This window comes from Clostridium sp. KNHs214, from assembly GCF_000744935.1.
Taxonomy (GTDB): Bacteria; Bacillota; Clostridia; order Clostridiales; family Clostridiaceae; genus Haloimpatiens.
Window position 1 is genome coordinate 139,718 of sequence record NZ_JQMW01000014.1, and the last position, 15,251, is coordinate 154,968.

At 29.9% G+C, this 15,251-nt stretch carries 18 protein-coding genes; 3 read left to right on the forward strand and 15 right to left on the reverse strand.

Features of this window, described 5'->3' with window-relative positions; genetic code table 11:
- Nucleotides 1-3: 3 nt before the first annotated feature.
- From cas7i to CC89_RS18905, 7 genes are all read right to left on the reverse strand, one after another.
- A complete protein-coding gene (cas7i, locus tag CC89_RS18875) occupies nucleotides 4-909 on the reverse strand; it encodes a type I-B CRISPR-associated protein Cas7/Cst2/DevR (protein ID WP_035294908.1) in 906 nt (301 codons plus the stop codon).
- Between the two features lies 1 nt (nucleotide 910).
- Nucleotides 911-2,719 (reverse strand): type I-B CRISPR-associated protein Cas8b1/Cst1, encoded by a 1,809-nt coding sequence (gene cas8a1, locus CC89_RS18880; RefSeq protein WP_035294910.1) that lies wholly within the window; start codon nucleotides 2,717-2,719, stop codon nucleotides 911-913.
- An 11-nt stretch (nucleotides 2,720-2,730) separates the two neighbouring features.
- Nucleotides 2,731-3,465 (reverse strand): CRISPR-associated endoribonuclease Cas6, encoded by a 735-nt coding sequence (gene cas6, locus CC89_RS18885; RefSeq protein ID WP_286161410.1) that lies wholly within the window; start codon nucleotides 3,463-3,465, stop codon nucleotides 2,731-2,733.
- Between the two features lie 103 nt (nucleotides 3,466-3,568).
- Nucleotides 3,569-3,955 carry a hypothetical protein gene (locus CC89_RS18890; RefSeq protein WP_035294913.1) on the reverse strand — a complete coding sequence of 129 codons (387 nt, stop codon included), beginning with the start codon at nucleotides 3,953-3,955 and terminating at the stop codon, nucleotides 3,569-3,571.
- Nucleotides 3,956-4,723: 768 nt separating this feature from the next.
- Nucleotides 4,724-4,969, reverse strand: a complete 246-nt coding sequence (locus CC89_RS18895; protein WP_035294915.1) for a hypothetical protein — start codon at nucleotides 4,967-4,969, stop codon at nucleotides 4,724-4,726.
- A complete protein-coding gene (locus CC89_RS18900; RefSeq protein ID WP_035294917.1) occupies nucleotides 4,966-5,616 on the reverse strand; it encodes a pentapeptide repeat-containing protein in 651 nt (216 codons plus the stop codon). The genes CC89_RS18895 and CC89_RS18900 overlap by 4 nt, the downstream gene beginning before the upstream one ends.
- 172 nt (nucleotides 5,617-5,788) lie before the next feature.
- On the reverse strand, nucleotides 5,789-6,430 hold the full coding sequence (locus CC89_RS18905) for a S41 family peptidase (RefSeq protein ID WP_051932037.1): 642 nt from the start codon (nucleotides 6,428-6,430) through the stop codon (nucleotides 5,789-5,791).
- Between the two features lie 281 nt (nucleotides 6,431-6,711).
- Between CC89_RS18905 and CC89_RS19695 the strand changes: the two genes are divergently transcribed.
- The 3 genes from CC89_RS19695 to CC89_RS18920 are packed head-to-tail and all read left to right on the forward strand — an operon-like array spanning nucleotide 6,712 to nucleotide 7,416.
- Nucleotides 6,712-6,972, forward strand: coding sequence for a DUF3990 domain-containing protein (locus tag CC89_RS19695; protein ID WP_286161413.1), 261 nt, complete (start codon nucleotides 6,712-6,714; stop codon nucleotides 6,970-6,972).
- A complete protein-coding gene (locus CC89_RS18915; protein WP_035294919.1) occupies nucleotides 6,965-7,201 on the forward strand; it encodes a hypothetical protein in 237 nt (78 codons plus the stop codon). Before CC89_RS19695 ends, CC89_RS18915 begins: the two co-directional genes overlap by 8 nt.
- Before the next feature lie 11 nt (nucleotides 7,202-7,212).
- Complete coding sequence (locus CC89_RS18920) at nucleotides 7,213-7,416, forward strand: DUF3791 domain-containing protein (RefSeq protein ID WP_035294921.1); 204 nt, start codon at nucleotides 7,213-7,215, stop codon at nucleotides 7,414-7,416.
- A gap of 132 nt (nucleotides 7,417-7,548) precedes the next feature.
- Here CC89_RS18920 and CC89_RS18925 read toward each other — a convergent pair whose 3' ends face one another.
- The 8 genes from CC89_RS18925 to CC89_RS18960 all read right to left on the reverse strand — a co-directional run bounded on the left by CC89_RS18925 (nucleotide 7,549) and on the right by CC89_RS18960 (nucleotide 15,226).
- The gene (locus tag CC89_RS18925; RefSeq protein ID WP_081897125.1) at nucleotides 7,549-8,358 is read right to left on the reverse strand and encodes a DUF1722 domain-containing protein; all 810 of its coding nucleotides are present in this window, start codon (nucleotides 8,356-8,358) and stop codon (nucleotides 7,549-7,551) included.
- A gap of 64 nt (nucleotides 8,359-8,422) precedes the next feature.
- A complete protein-coding gene (gene istB / locus CC89_RS18930) occupies nucleotides 8,423-9,181 on the reverse strand; it encodes an IS21-like element helper ATPase IstB (protein ID WP_035289149.1) in 759 nt (252 codons plus the stop codon).
- The gene (gene istA, locus CC89_RS18935) at nucleotides 9,182-10,774 is read right to left on the reverse strand and encodes an IS21 family transposase (protein ID WP_051931461.1); all 1,593 of its coding nucleotides are present in this window, start codon (nucleotides 10,772-10,774) and stop codon (nucleotides 9,182-9,184) included. It lies immediately after the preceding gene.
- Nucleotides 10,775-10,866: 92 nt separating this feature from the next.
- A complete protein-coding gene (locus CC89_RS18940; protein ID WP_051932040.1) occupies nucleotides 10,867-11,373 on the reverse strand; it encodes an apurinic/apyrimidinic endonuclease family protein in 507 nt (168 codons plus the stop codon).
- A 149-nt stretch (nucleotides 11,374-11,522) separates the two neighbouring features.
- Complete coding sequence (locus CC89_RS18945) at nucleotides 11,523-12,716, reverse strand: DNA polymerase Y family protein (protein ID WP_035294923.1); 1,194 nt, start codon at nucleotides 12,714-12,716, stop codon at nucleotides 11,523-11,525.
- A 36-nt stretch (nucleotides 12,717-12,752) separates the two neighbouring features.
- Nucleotides 12,753-13,496, reverse strand: a complete 744-nt coding sequence (gene cas6, locus CC89_RS18950; protein WP_035294925.1) for a CRISPR-associated endoribonuclease Cas6 — start codon at nucleotides 13,494-13,496, stop codon at nucleotides 12,753-12,755.
- A 185-nt stretch (nucleotides 13,497-13,681) separates the two neighbouring features.
- Nucleotides 13,682-14,371: a TraX family protein gene (locus tag CC89_RS18955; protein ID WP_051932041.1), complete on the reverse strand. Its 690-nt coding sequence runs from the start codon at nucleotides 14,369-14,371 to the stop codon at nucleotides 13,682-13,684.
- A gap of 438 nt (nucleotides 14,372-14,809) precedes the next feature.
- Complete coding sequence (locus CC89_RS18960) at nucleotides 14,810-15,226, reverse strand: hypothetical protein (protein WP_035294927.1); 417 nt, start codon at nucleotides 15,224-15,226, stop codon at nucleotides 14,810-14,812.
- Nucleotides 15,227-15,251 lie beyond the last annotated feature (25 nt).

Consider the following 15,251-nt stretch of genomic DNA (forward strand, 5'->3'; position numbering starts at 1 on the left):
TATCTATTTATAAACTTCTTGCAATTCATTCTCCAATGATTGAAAGAAAGTTTCTATAGATATTACTTTATCACCTAATATTTCTTCAAGCTCCTCTTTATTTTCAAATACCCCATCTATCATACCAATAAATGTATTCTCTTTTATGTTCTTATCAAATAATTTAGTTTCTAATGTGTTTTTAATTGCACCAGTATTTATTTTATATCCTAAATCATTGTTTTGTAATTGAATTCTTCCTTGAAAAAATGGATTTGCCATATCATATATGCCGCCAATAGCAAATAACGGTGCTAAATTTTCTTGTCTTCCTCTTATATTTCTGTTTAATATCTTTAATATTGTAAGAAGTTCTTTAATTCTTCTTAATCTTTCATCATTATCTAATTTGATTTCTCCATCAATTCCAACTTTGTTCAAATCTATAGTTACTGTATAAGTATAAAAACTTTGGTGTTGCTCAACATTTACTGGATCACACTGTTCTCCTATTCTATCTGCCAATCCCTTACTAGTCATAAAATCCATGTCACTTTTATATGGTTCTAATGATATGGCATGACTTAATCTTACAGCAGCTGACCTAGTATCTGCACCGCCCTTTTCCTTATCTCCTTTAGCTTTTGTTTTCATATATCCAAATAGATCCATTTCTTCTGAATCTTTAATTGTAAATTCATCTTTAAATTGCATAGTTTTCTTGCTTTTATCCACTACTTGTAAATTCCAGTTAAATAATTCATAACCTAATCTTACAATGTCATACCTTATGCATTGTCTTGAAGCATATGTATACACTTCATTATTAGCCCTTCTTAATTTTTTTAACTCCGATATATTTCCTATTCCCTCACCATAATTTAACGAACCTGCTTGAAAAATACTAGTTATTGTTAATCCCTTACCCATATTACTTTTCCTCCTCTACAACTTTATTTTCCTTTTTATTAGAGATTAATCCACACACAAAAGCATGAGCAACTGTTTGAAAATCTATATCTTTTTCATGTAATATATTTAAAAATATCGCTGGAACTTTCTTTTGTGCTGTCATATATATTCTCAACAAAGAATCCATAAATTGCTTTTTATTGCCAGCCTTACTTGCATTTAAAAGTCTATATGCAACTCCTTGAATTTTATTAGCTGATTCTTTTTCATTAAAATACGTGTTCATTTTTTGCCCTTCTTCAAATATTTTCCATATTTTATCACTATCCACATGATCACACCCCTTCTTCACTTTATCAAATCTATATTTGCATATTGTTCCAGCCAAGACATCATAAGCAAAGTTAATTTTTCTTTCTATTCCGTTTCTTAACTTAGCATCTATTAACTGATTTATGTTATTTACTACAACTATATCCTTATCATTACTACCTTTTTTATAAACTATATTTTTAATAGCCTTGCTATCTAGAATCAATGAAATTAAATTTTTCCTAAATTTTACATCTTTTATTCCCTTTAAATCTTTTTGAGCGTATTCTTTAAAATATTTAGCTATATTTTTAGGTATACTAAAATAATTTAATTTGCAACTTTTAGCATCATAGTTAGCGTTAAACTCCACAAATAATATATTTTCAAGTGTCCATTTACTTTTCTGTTCTGCCTCATCAACTATGTCATAAATTAAATTTTCACATGGATTTTCTTTATCCTCTCTCAATCTAAGATTTTCATTTTGATCATAAATTTCATCTATATCTGCAGCCAAGTTTAAAAAAGCAAAGTATCCCCCATCCATATCCACAGCTCCTGCTGGTGAACATAATAATATAAATTTAACTAAATTACTTATAGGATAAGAAGTATTCATATCCCACATAAAATTTTTTGAATTACTATTGCTCACAGCCAATGGTACAAATACACCTTCTGTAAAATCATAATACGCTCTATATTGCTCCCAAATAGAACAATGTAAAATTTCTTTATCTATATAGTTTTTTATATCTTCCAAAGTAAATTTTTTCTTAATACGTTTAGTTATATTTTTTAAAAAATTATCATATGCTTTTGATAAGTTTCCTTCTTTAAGATTTTTATCAATAAACTCCTTTAATTCTTCAACGGTACTAGCTTTATCTAACGCATTGTCAAATTGTACATCTTCAATTATCGACTTTACATAATCTTTAAATACTATTTGACTCTGTTCTTCTACCGTCTTACTTGCACAGGTTTTTTGCAAAAAACTGGCCTGACCAAAATATTGGGTGTTTAATATGCTTCTAACAAAATTAATAGTTAACTTATTATTTACTTCTGTAATGTTCATCACGTCTTTAAACTTTTTTACCAATTCCTGCACTTCTTCTAATTGATTAAATTTTTTAATTTTCCCCAATTCCTTATATACACTATTCAAATCCTCTTCATACTGTTTATTATCTAATTTTCCTTTTAATTTTTTTCTATTATTGTCTACTACTTGTCTAATCCATTTTACTGCATCTTTAAATTTCTCTTCTTTATTTGAAATTAATAAATATTTATCTACCTTTTGACTTTCTCTCTTGCAAATATTATATCTATGAAGAAAATAATCAAAATAGTATCTATGGAATTCTTCTAGTAATTCTACATCAAGCTCTATATAATTATCCTTAATTACAATTTCATCTTTTTTGTCTACATGTTCTAAAATTCTTATGAATCCTACTAAACCCATATTTATAAACCAATCATCTAAATACAATTTAATATCCAATTTCTCACCTCCTATCCCAATACTTCTAACATTCCAAATCCTTGATTTCTCTTGAATCCTAACCCTAACATGTAAATATCTCTTAAATCTTCAATATCGCCAGTCAATGCAAATCTACCTGCATATGCATTAACATAAAAAAATTCTCTATTTGTATTATCCTTAAATGCTTTTATATCTTCTTTAACTATTTTCTTTCTCATATCTATAGGCATAAATTGCAATTCTTTTTTAAGCCCTCTTCCTCTAAAATTCTCCAAGACTTTATTTGATATATAATTTAATTCTTGAACATAATTACTGTGTGATATATCAATCATATTATTATCTTTATCTTTTACACATATAGGCGACAATGTATTAAAAATAGTAGTTCCAGAAGCTATTTTTCTTTCATTTATGAGTCTTATTCTAATTTTTTCAATTTTAAAATTCTTGTATTGAAAATTGCTCATCTTTTGCAATCCATTGTATACATTAACCATAAACTCATAATCTGGAGAACTTATATTAAAAATAACTCTATCATTTACTATGAAGTTGTTTTCTTGTATTTTAAAATCTTTCATAAATACAGAAAAGCAAAAATTTTTACTCCTTTTATTACTTCTGTATCCATCATAAAAATATATTTTTTTGTAATATTCTGAACATACATTTTTTAAAGCTTCCTTTATCATGCTTACAAACAACATGTGATATGCTACAGGTATAATTTCACATTTACCCTCATAGGATATTCTCACTAAAATCACCTCCTTTATTCCATTTTTGTAATTCATATATACATTATACAATATATATGCCAATAAAATTTTCCTTGAAAGTAATATTTTTATTTTTTAAAATTTATTTCTTATTTTTTTCATAATTAATTTTAATTTTTATGCAATTGTTATTTGACTCAAATATTATTCGGGCAGTTCTTTTTAATAATACGTACTCCAATAAATTTGCAATTATTTTTTCAATTCCATCATTATATAGTAAATTGTTCTTATCATTATCTTCACGCTTATTTTCTATAATTATCGTCTCTTTATTATGGAAGCTACTTAATGTATTAAAATCTTCATATTTTTTTGTATGTCTATTATATCTATAATTAGTTTCTTTCTTTATTTTTCTTTGTATATTAATATAAGGCACTCCATAAATATTTTCTACAAAATTAGTAGCTGCCTCCTTCCCCTTACTATTAAATATTTTTATTATAGATTCAAAATCTATAATCATATTTTTATCCCTCCCTTAAAATTAATTTCTTATAAACATATAATTTAATGTTATTGTATGCTTAGTAAGTTTTTTTATGCATATATCTTTTAATCATGGAACTAAATTTTATATGTGGCTTATATTTAAAATATTAATAAAAAAAGAGTTTTAAAATCAAACTCTTCTTTTACTTAAATAACATCACATAGTTAATATAAAATTTTTATATACCTAATGTAAACATGTATCTTTAAATCAGTTTACATCTTACATAATTAATATATTTCAAGACATATTATATGTTTTATTACCAATGCTTTTATGTATTAATATTAATTTTATTTTTATTTTTATCTCAATCCACCGCTTTTCTATCCTATTTTAAAACTTTACTTTTATTTAATATTATTAGACTTATTATATTTTATTATTATTTATTCGATAAAACTTTATACTACTCATTTGAATTAATGCTTTATAAAACCCTCATATCTATAATTACCTATATATAACTACTTTTCTTTAATTTTCTCTAAATTCCTTCTTATACACTTAAAATATACTTATAAAATTGTATTTCACCACCACCCCCAACATGTTTACTCAATCCGCTGCCTGAAATACCTTTTCATCTCCCCCGTCAACTCCACTCCTTTCAAAATACACCGCTCCCTCCTAGCTAACTTGAAATAAAATTAATTTTTTCAGATAAATAGCAAAAAGCTTGTTTCCATAAAACTAAACAAGCCTTTTTACCCTCTCAAAACTTCATCTCAAAATATATATTTAATTAAACCCTCCCATTGCCATGATCTTTTTAACCTCTTTTATTTGCATTATTAAAGCAATCATAACAAAATCTACCAAGGGTTGAGTAACCCATACGGCATTAACACCAAAAAATTTTGAAAGGAACAACATACAAGGAATGAATAATATCAACGGAATAAAGGAAAAACCATATAAACGAAGACTTGCTGCCATTAAAATTTCATTAGATTCTCCCCTTTGAATTACCATCTCTCTGCTCACTTCACCACTACCCCCAACATCTTCGCCAAATCCGCTGCCTGATACATATTCACAACTGCACCCTTTAACTCTACTGCTTCTGAAGATATAACAATGCCTTCCAATTGGCTTGAAGTAAAATCAATTCCTTTTAAAGAGGTTTTAAAAAAGTTTGTTCCGATAAATTGGGTCTTATTAAAGGAAGCTGACTTTAATTTGCACTGAGTAATCAATGATTCCGTTAAATCACTTTGTGAAATAGCAATCCTATCAAAATTTACAGAATCAAAATTGGAATACTTTAGATTACTGTCTATAATTGATACATTAAAAATGCTACTTTCTATAAAATTTGTACCCATCCCTTTTATATCAATAAACTCACAACGATTAAAATAACCATTGCTAAAATTACTATTAGACAAATCACAACATTTAAAAATAGTATCCATAAATGTACTTTTATCAAAAGAGCATTGTATTAATCGGCAGTTCTCAAAAATAACCTGTTTAAAACAAATGTCAGAGAAATCAACCCCTGAAAAACTTACTCCCCTTATATGCTTATAGGTGATATCTGCTTCATCAATTTTGCTTTGTGATATTAAGTTCAGTAAATGGTTGGTATTTTCTAACCCCTCACCAATCCTAGGTTTTATAATTTTCATTTTTACATTTCCCCTTTTTACCTTTTTCAGTTTTATAAGTATGATTAACCCACAAAAAGTATTTCATTACCTGAATTATACCTTACTTTGGGTTAATCATAAAATAAATATCTCCGGCACGCAACCAGAGACATTTATTAATATATAAGTAGCTGTTTATTTTATTACAGCATCATTTTTTTATCATTTCTAAGGCTTTCCTATAAACCGTATCATACTCACTCCTAGTTATATCCTGCAGTCCTGATTTTAGAAATTTTTTATAGTCCTCCAAACTTTGCTCTATATAAATATCTGGCTCAGTGTGGATTTCTTCGTTCACTGTACCGTCGTCACTTATAGTAAAAGCTGGTGGCATTTTTACTACTAACTTGCTGTTTGGAAGATAGGTTGCTATAGGTTCAAAACCTGTTCCATCTCCCCCTGTAGTAGTGCCTATAATCTTTGCAAATCCAGACCTTTTTGCTATATCTACAAAATATTCCGATGCAGAATAAACTGACTCGTCTACTAGTATATATATATTTCCTTTAAATTTTATTGAGTCTTTATATGGCTCAATATTTTGCGTTTGTTTGAATACTTCAAAGCCATCTAAGTTATATTTATTTGAATGTGCCTTAGGTACTTCTGATGAATTAATCTGCCTTAAGTTATTATTAAAGCAAAAATTGTCCTCTAAAAAGTCTAACAAAAATACTGCATCTTCCTTATAACTTTTATACCTCTTGTACCTTTTATATCCGTAAAAGCCCCCTACAATTAAAGCTATAACAGCTATAATTATTATTACTATTTTATATATTTTCTTCATAGCCCCATTTCCCCCACTCTATATACCAGTAAACACTTGCTCTATTTTATTTTTTTACATTTAATACATTATTTACTTCTATATACATTCTTTTTTCCCTCCTAAATTCCATTGTGAATTTAGTTTAATTGAAAACAACATCTCCCATCTCAGCAACTTTAGCCAACAAGTAACAGTTACTATACAATTGATTAAAGCGTATTACTAGGATAAAATATTATTAGCTATATATACTAAAAAAAAGGAGGGATTTAAGTGAAAATATATACGGCAGTGATGTTATTGTTGAAAACCCCAAAATTTTACAAAGTAATAGATTGCTTGATTTTGGCATAGGCTTTTATACAACAAGTAATAAGGAACAGGCCATCCGTTGGGCAGAAAAGGTTAGTTTAAGAAATAATACTGGTAAAAAATTTTTGTCAGTATACAACTTTGATATAGAAAAACTTTTCAACCAGATACTATTTCATACCCATAAATCATTGAAATACTGTTTATTTGATTATTATGAAGATTTAGGAGGTAATAGCAATGGATAAAATTAAGTTTAATGCGGTACTTCCAATAATATCGGCAGATCTAGTAGAAAAAATTGCTATAAAATTAAATTTATCTGATGAAGGTGCCATCGAAAAATTATATTCATCCCAACTATATGAACTATTAGAAAAAGAGGAAACCAAACTTTGGCAATACAGCACTGAAAAACTTTTAGATATGTTTTTAGAAGAATTACACCAAGGGAAAATAAATTTCCCTGAAATATGAGGTGATAAATAATGAAGAATATTATAGATTTTACAGTATTTTGTCTTGAAAGTTATAAACAAGCCCATAATATAAGTGGTAAGTCTGCACTTAAAATTTTTAATGAAAATGGAGTTTTTGATTATATTAAATCTTTTTACGATATACTTCATTCCACTGGAGAAGCATATATTGTAGAGGACATCGACATGTACATTAACTCTCATAAAAACTAGGTTTACAATCTCCCACCTATATAACTACCAGCTAGAACTTATAAAATATAATAAATAGAATACAATAAATAAACTCCAGAAAATACACCACATTAATACTGCTCAATGCTGCACTTTCTGGAGTTTATAATACTAATAAACAAAATAATAACTCCCCACCAAATACTCCCTCTCGTAATTAACCGCCAATTTATAAAGCTTTTCCTTTACCTTTTGGGGGTTCTTATACTCATCCATTAAATTTAAAAAATCCCTTTTCTCCTTATCTGTAGCACAGTCTTTGAAATACCCCCATATATGAAGAGCTGTATTTTTGAAGTTTTTTTCGTTATAGGACATTGAAAGGCACGCATCCACAAAGGAATAAAACTCCTTTAGAGAACAGTTTCCTTTCACTAGAGAACTACATTTTTTATAAAGGTCGTATCCTTTTTCCATCACAAGATATTTGTACCTTGCCCACTCATCATAAAGCACAACCCTCTTGCCCTCATTAAATATTAAATTTACACATTTTATGGCAGAAATATCCTTGTCTTTCACCTCTAGCATTATGTCCGGCTGGTATTTTTGTATTTTTTTATAGTAATTAAGGAAGTTTTCTGTTAGAACAAATTTGGAGTGAGCTCCACCTTTTTTATCTGGATCTTTATCTGAGTAATGTATTTTCATGGCACCGTCTTCTTCCTTCCAGGTGGCCTTAACCCTTTTAAATGTGTCCTGGTAGGTACATTGGTTATAACGCCTTTTTCTCTCTTTAGCGTCTTCACAATTTACAGATGGGTTCAACCTATGATGAAGATTATCAAATACCGCAGGTATGTTTAGTTTATTGCAGATTTCTAAAACCTCTTCTATGTTGTAGGACTTGTCATCATTTTCGAGTATGAGTCTTTTCTTAGCACTTGGCGATAATTTTTGAAAGTTGTCTGCAAATGTCAATATAAAAATGTAGGTTTTTTCAAAAATAATATGGTAGGAAAACCTACATTTTTATTTAGTACTTTTACCCCTCCTCAGCAGTGATTGATTGAAGTTGATCTTTAAGGCGATATGATGGACCATTTATATTGATAACTGAGCAATGATGCAGTAATCTATCCAAAAGAGCATTTGTTAATACTGGCTCCTGAAAAATATCACCCCATTTTGAAAAGGGAGAATTAGTTGTTATTATTGTAGAAGATTTCTCGTACCTTTTGGCTATAAGATTAAAGAATAAGTTGGCAGACTCATTATTCATCTTTTGATATCCCAGTTCATCTATTATAAGAAGTTTATAACGGCAAAACCACTTTATTCTTCTTTCTAACCTGTTTTCTTCACTTGCTTTTTTTAGTTGTGATATAAGTTCCTGGAATGTGATAAAATACACACAATTACGTTGCTTAGCCGCTTCAATACCTATTGATACAGCTAAATTTGTTTTCCCAACTCCTGGACTTCCACAAAATATTATATTTTCCGTCTTTTCTAAAAATCTAAGTGTTATAAAATCCATGATTTTTCCCTTATCTATTGAGGGTTGAAATCCAAAGTCAAACTGATCAATTTCTTTTAAAAACGGAAAATTAGCAACTTTTACATTCCCTTTTATTACAGCATCCTTCTTGAAATTTATTTCTAATTGGCTTAATTCATATAAGGCATCAACAGGTGTTTTGCTACCGTCTGTCATCATATCTATGTATCTATCAATGTTCTCTCTAATTCGCACTAATTCAAGTGTGTCCAGGTTATTAATAAGGGTATTGTAGTTGTTCATTTAGCAATTCATCCTCACGATCCCTGGAGCCTGCCCTAAGGTAAACTCCTGTATTTCTTTTTCATATTTATTATGAATTATTTTATATCCTTCATCTGTTAGAATGCATTCTGCATCGCATACTGCCATAAAATCATTTATCCAGCAATCATAATCTAATTGCTTACACCAATTGTTTTTAACTGAAAATTTTAAATTAGACATGAAGATTTCTTTATTCTTTACATAAGGAAGTACTAAATTCATTCCTTTAATAAAGGTGCTTCGATTTTCTTTTGACATATGGGCATACTGCCCTATAATCCAGTTACCATAGGGGCTCCCATTCATATATGCTAATAATGCTTCGGGTGACTTTGTAGCCTCTATATTTGAAATATCTATTTTTCTTGATTCTAATAATCTATCCATAAGTTTTAAATTTTCATTAGCTACAGCCTCTAAATCTGCAGCCTTAACCTTCCCTTTCATAAGTATCGTGTAATGTTCTGGAACATAATTAATTGGATTTTTATTAATTGAGTGAAATGTTACAAGTTTTCCTTTATAATAGATATATAGTTTATTGTCGAGGATATCAACGCTAACTTCCTCATTAATAAGCTTAGGATGTACGGAATATTTGCTCTCTCCAAATCTAATTAGTGCTTCATTTGAAACTTTATATTTATTTGGTGATAGATAGGTATCAATAATTGAAGCTTTTGGTAAAGAATGCAGATATTCCTTTTCCTTATAAAACAGAGCGGTTGGCGACATGCCTGTTTCCGTATTAATATTTATATTCATTTTTAAATTAATTTCCTTTAGTTTCTCTAATAAATTATCTAATGTATCAAATTCACCATCATATGCCCGAATCCAGTCAATTACCTTATTTTTTGCTTCAACAGTCCCTTTTGTTTCAGGCTTTCTTGCCCCACACAATCTGACATTAAATCCAAAATCTTTTGCAAACTTACCCATTGTTTCAGTAATCTTTTTCTTTACTCCATGTACATTTGCAACAGTGGACATGTTATCAAACAAAAGCTCTTCTGGTATTCCTCCAAAGGCTTCAAAGGAATTAATAAGACATCTAAAAACATCATCTGTTTTTTTTTGAATGGATAGTCCTAAGTAGCTATATCTTGAAAAACTAAGTGTTACATGCAAAATATTTATAGTGTATTTTTCCCCAGATCTTGAAGTAAGTGTTATATCCTCCTTCCAGTCAACTTGCCCTTGTTTTCCAATTTTTGTTTCATAACGTGGATGGCCAGTATTACTTTGTTTAGGTAGTAACTTGTTTTTCTTGATATAAGTGATGAAATTTGAATAGGTACCTATAGTATTAATCCCATGTTTATCCACCATAAATTCATAAACACCTTTCATTGTAATCCTACGAATTGCTAACTTATCAGTAATTTCTACACGATATGGGTCAAGCTTGCTTTTCTTAATTCTCGTTTTTGGTTTCCCTTTGTAGCCTTGATCATACTTTTTTACAGTCCTCCAATCCATACCATATTTTTTTGCCAGTTGGGCGTAATTTGGTTTAATTCCTATGCTATTCATTAGAAATAGCTCTCCTTGTAAGTTGTTAATCATAGTTGTTATACCTCCATGTAGAAGTATAGCAATTATGTCCAAAATACAAAATAAGAATGTAGGTTTTTATACATTTTTATTTTGTATTTTTCCTACATTCTTATTATATTATTTGCATTGTCCACAAATCTTTTCATGGAAAGCTTTTTATCCCCATAAACTCCACCTATGTGTAAAACTATTTTGTGGGTACAATCAAGCTTTAGAGAATCTAAAAATTTGCAATGATATTCTATATCCCTTAAGCTATTTTCTAAAACCTCACTGGAAGGTGAATTTAAAACTGTATACTGACCTGGGTGCATGGAAACCCTTACCCCCTGCTCCTTTATATACTGCCCTATTTCACTTAGCTGCTTTTTAAAAATCTCCCACCACTTTATATTATTTATCCTGTGACTCCCAAAGGGAATTATATCTGAACTTATCCTAAAAAGATATATGCCTTTTTTCACATTGCACTTCAATATATTTTTTAAATCCTCAAGATTTTCTGAAGCACACTGATAGAATCTATCCTCAGAAAAATTTTTTATCATAAAGCTCCTAGTGGTCTTGTATGGCATTGTTAAAGGAATACAAGCATACCCTATTTTCATGTAACTCAACCCCTTTTCATTGCTCAATTTTCAATGCTCAATGATCAATTAAGTTTCACCCCTCTAGTCTTTCTTAAGAACCCTCAACTCTCCACCTACAATTTATATTTGATGTTTGATGTTATTCCTCATTGCTCATTGTTCATTCCTCATTTCTTCTCTTTCAAAAGGCACGACCTAGTAACCACATCACTGCCATACTTTTCTTTAAGCTTATCTAGCGCATTGTCTAGAGCTTTTTGCTTTTCATCCTTTTCAATATCAAAAAAAGATGGCTGATAATACTCATGGTCGGTTAGTTCTGAAAGATATATGCCTAATTTTCTAATGGGTGCACCATCCCAAAGCTCATCGAAAAGCTTCAGTGCCACATCCATTATGGTCTTGGTGGAATCTGTAGGAGTAAAAAGCTTCTTTTGTCTTGAAAATGAATTAAAATCGCTTAGCCCTATATTTACTGCCACCACGTAGCAGCGATTTTCAGATTTTCTAAGTCGCACGCACAGTTCCTCACAAAGGGATATTAAAATCTTGTGGGCATTTTCTCTATCCACCACGTCAGAAGCAATGGTAGTGGAATTTCCCATACCCTTTGACTTCACCCTAGAATTCTCATCTACTGGTGAATTTTCAACGCCTCTAGCATAATTCCAAATGGTGACTCCATGGCTTTTAAGCTTATCTTTAACTAAGTTTACATCATATTTAGCCAAATCCCCTATGGTGTGTATGTTCATTTTATGAAGCTTTGGCACTGTAGCCTTCCCTACCATAAAAAGTTCCTGTACAGGAAGCGGCCACATCTTTTTTTCTATTTCTTCAGAATATAAAGTATGCACCCTATCCGGCTTTTTAAAATCCGATGCCATTTTTGCCAAAAGTTTATTTGTTGAAATCCCTACATTTACAGTGAAACCTAGAGAATTTTTTATATGGTCTTTTATTCTATAAGCTAAATCTAAGGTTTCATTTTTACCTTTTACCATATTTGTGAAATCACAAAAACACTCATCTATGGAGTATCTTTCCACTAGAGGAGTGTAGCTTTTCAATATTTTTAACATGTCTGCACTGTATCTAAGGTACATTTCATGATGTGGCGGAACTATTATAATTGAAGGACATTTTTGTACTGCCCAGTATAAAGGTTCCCCTGTTTTGATGCCGAATTCCTTAGCAGACTGAGACTTGGCAAGAACTACACCCCTCCTGCTTCTAGGGTCTCCTGCCACTACTGATGGAACTTCTCTTATATCCTGTCCTCCTTCAGTTTTAAGTCTCTCCACTGCCTCCCATGATAAAAAAGCCGAATTTACATCCACGTGAAAAATCACTCTATCCAACGCAAATCCTCCTTTTAATTTTGGAATTGATACGCTTTAGTTATCTATAAGTTCTACGCATCCAAAGCCTTGAGAATTTTTAGCTCCTATTCCCGCTTGATAGGCTAAATTTAAAAGCTCTTTAGAGCCCCTCATTACAAATTCTCCGCTCCATGCTTTTATCACTATTCCCTTATATATAATTACGCTTTCCTTAGGTTGCTTTCTATTTAAAAGCTCTATGGAAAATCTATTATCCTTTGGCATTTTTCCATAAAATGACTTGTACTTATTTATTAAGCTCTTCCTTACTATTTCTTCGAATTCCTTTTCATAAGGGCTATAGTAGCGTGTTTTATTCTTTCCTTCTTCCTTAAAGGTACTATACACAGTTACTGGTGATTTAGTGTATACCTTTATTTCCTCCTGATTTACAGAATAAAGTGAGGTTTCTATATTGTCTATTTTTATTTCTTGATTTAATATATTCATACTTTCCTTCATTACCAAAGAATTTATTATGTGCGAAAGAAACTTATCATCATAAGAAGATATAAGTAAATTCACACCACTATAATAAGTTATTTTTTTATTTTTAACATCCATAGTAAATTTGCCTTGAAGCTTTGAGAAAGTATAGAATTTATTATTTTTAGCATTTTGTTTAAATGTTTCATCGTGGATAAATTTGTTACTTTCCACGTTCCGTAACCAATTCAATATAGCTCCATTTATTATATGATTGTACTGAATAGGTAGCTTTATAGGTTGTTTTAATTCTAAGTTTATAGTAGCTCTCATCTTGATCCTTCCTTTACTTAAGGTACATTAAAATAAATAACAATTCAAAGCTGCTGGTATATTTTGTGTCAGACAAGGAAGCAGGTTCGGCCTTTGGTAGGACTATGGGAGGGCTCTGCTAACTCAGTATGACGCAAAATAGACTAGCATACTGATTTGTTATTTCTTTGAATGTGCCTAATACATTATACTATATTTTTAATCATCCATAATATCATAAGATGCACAGGATAAAAGGCATAAAATAGATATTTCATACTCCTACCTCTTTGACCATTATAACTTTTTATAAGAAATAATGATAGTAGAGAAATTGCTTGCATACCTGTCCCCACGAATGCCTTTAAAATCCATGCCGCATCCTTACCTCTATTAAATGGACTTAAAACAGTTATTAAAAATATAACTGACACAAATATTATATTTAAAAACACCTGTTTTTTTGCCATAGTCTTAAAATCTTCATGATATTTATAAAAAAAGTATATAGTAAATACTCCATATAATCCATAATCAGTGTTAATTACTTGTGCCAAAATGCCCATAAGCCATATTGTCCCTATGCTTCCATTTTCATCATAAACCTTTATGGCATAAAGACCTAAAAATAATGTAAAGAATATATTTAAATAAACTATATTTTTAAAAGCCAAATAAAAAGGTATTTGAGATATAAGTGCAAACACAAACAGTCTTTTCTTGTATTTTTCAACATCACTTGTTTTTATATACCCCTCACTTATAAAATAAGCAAAAATAGGGAAAGCCAATCTTCCTATCACTCTTAAAATGTACACTTTTGGAAAAAGCAATGCCCCTGTATGGTCTATTAACATAACTATTATGGCTATTAATTTAAGTTGTGCCCCGTTCATAATTTCCCTCCATTTTTAATTATAATACACAAAATAACTTTACATTATTATTCTCTTACCTGCTGAATTTTCATATATAGAAATAAAATAACTATTTCCATTATATCATTATCCTCCTTTTTTCGTAATAACTTTAGGTACATGAAAAAAGAAATAACAAGCCAAAGATGCTATTATATTTTGTGTCAGGCAAGGAAGCAGGTTCTGCCTTTGGCAGGACTATCGTCAAGTTCTGCTGACTCAGTATGACGCAAAATATACTGACATACTGACTTATTATTTATTTGAATATACTTTAATTCTCTATAAAAGTAAAATAGACATTTGCGGTAGAGATGTAACCTACAAATGCCTAGTTGAATTCTCCCTCGCTTCTTAACACTTAAGTGAGGGATTCCTTGTATATTCAAGAATTTTTTGTGTAGCATATTTCTACTTTCATTTTAAAATGATTCTGCTCCAATCCCATCTATACTTTGGCTTTGCCAGTTCCCTTTTAAATTCCCTTTTAAAGCTAAACGTTAATAAAATTGCTGCCAGTAAGCATCCATAGCCAATAGATATGGTCTTTATCATACTCTTTGTTAACATAGCTATGCCATCCTCAATCATCTTTATTGTCCCATCCCCGAAAAAAGAACCTTCAAGTTTTAATACTTCTTTAAATTCATTAACTTGAGCACACTTTACCACACCATTTATGCTTAAAAGCAAACAAGCAACTATTAAACCTACAAACAATATGTTTTTACTCTCATTATAACTAGCTATATATTTTATTATAAAGCTTCTAACAAAAAGTACTATAGCAGCCAGTATAAGAATTAAATTTAAAGCCATCAGAAAGTTAACCATATATTCTCACCCCAATCACTATTAA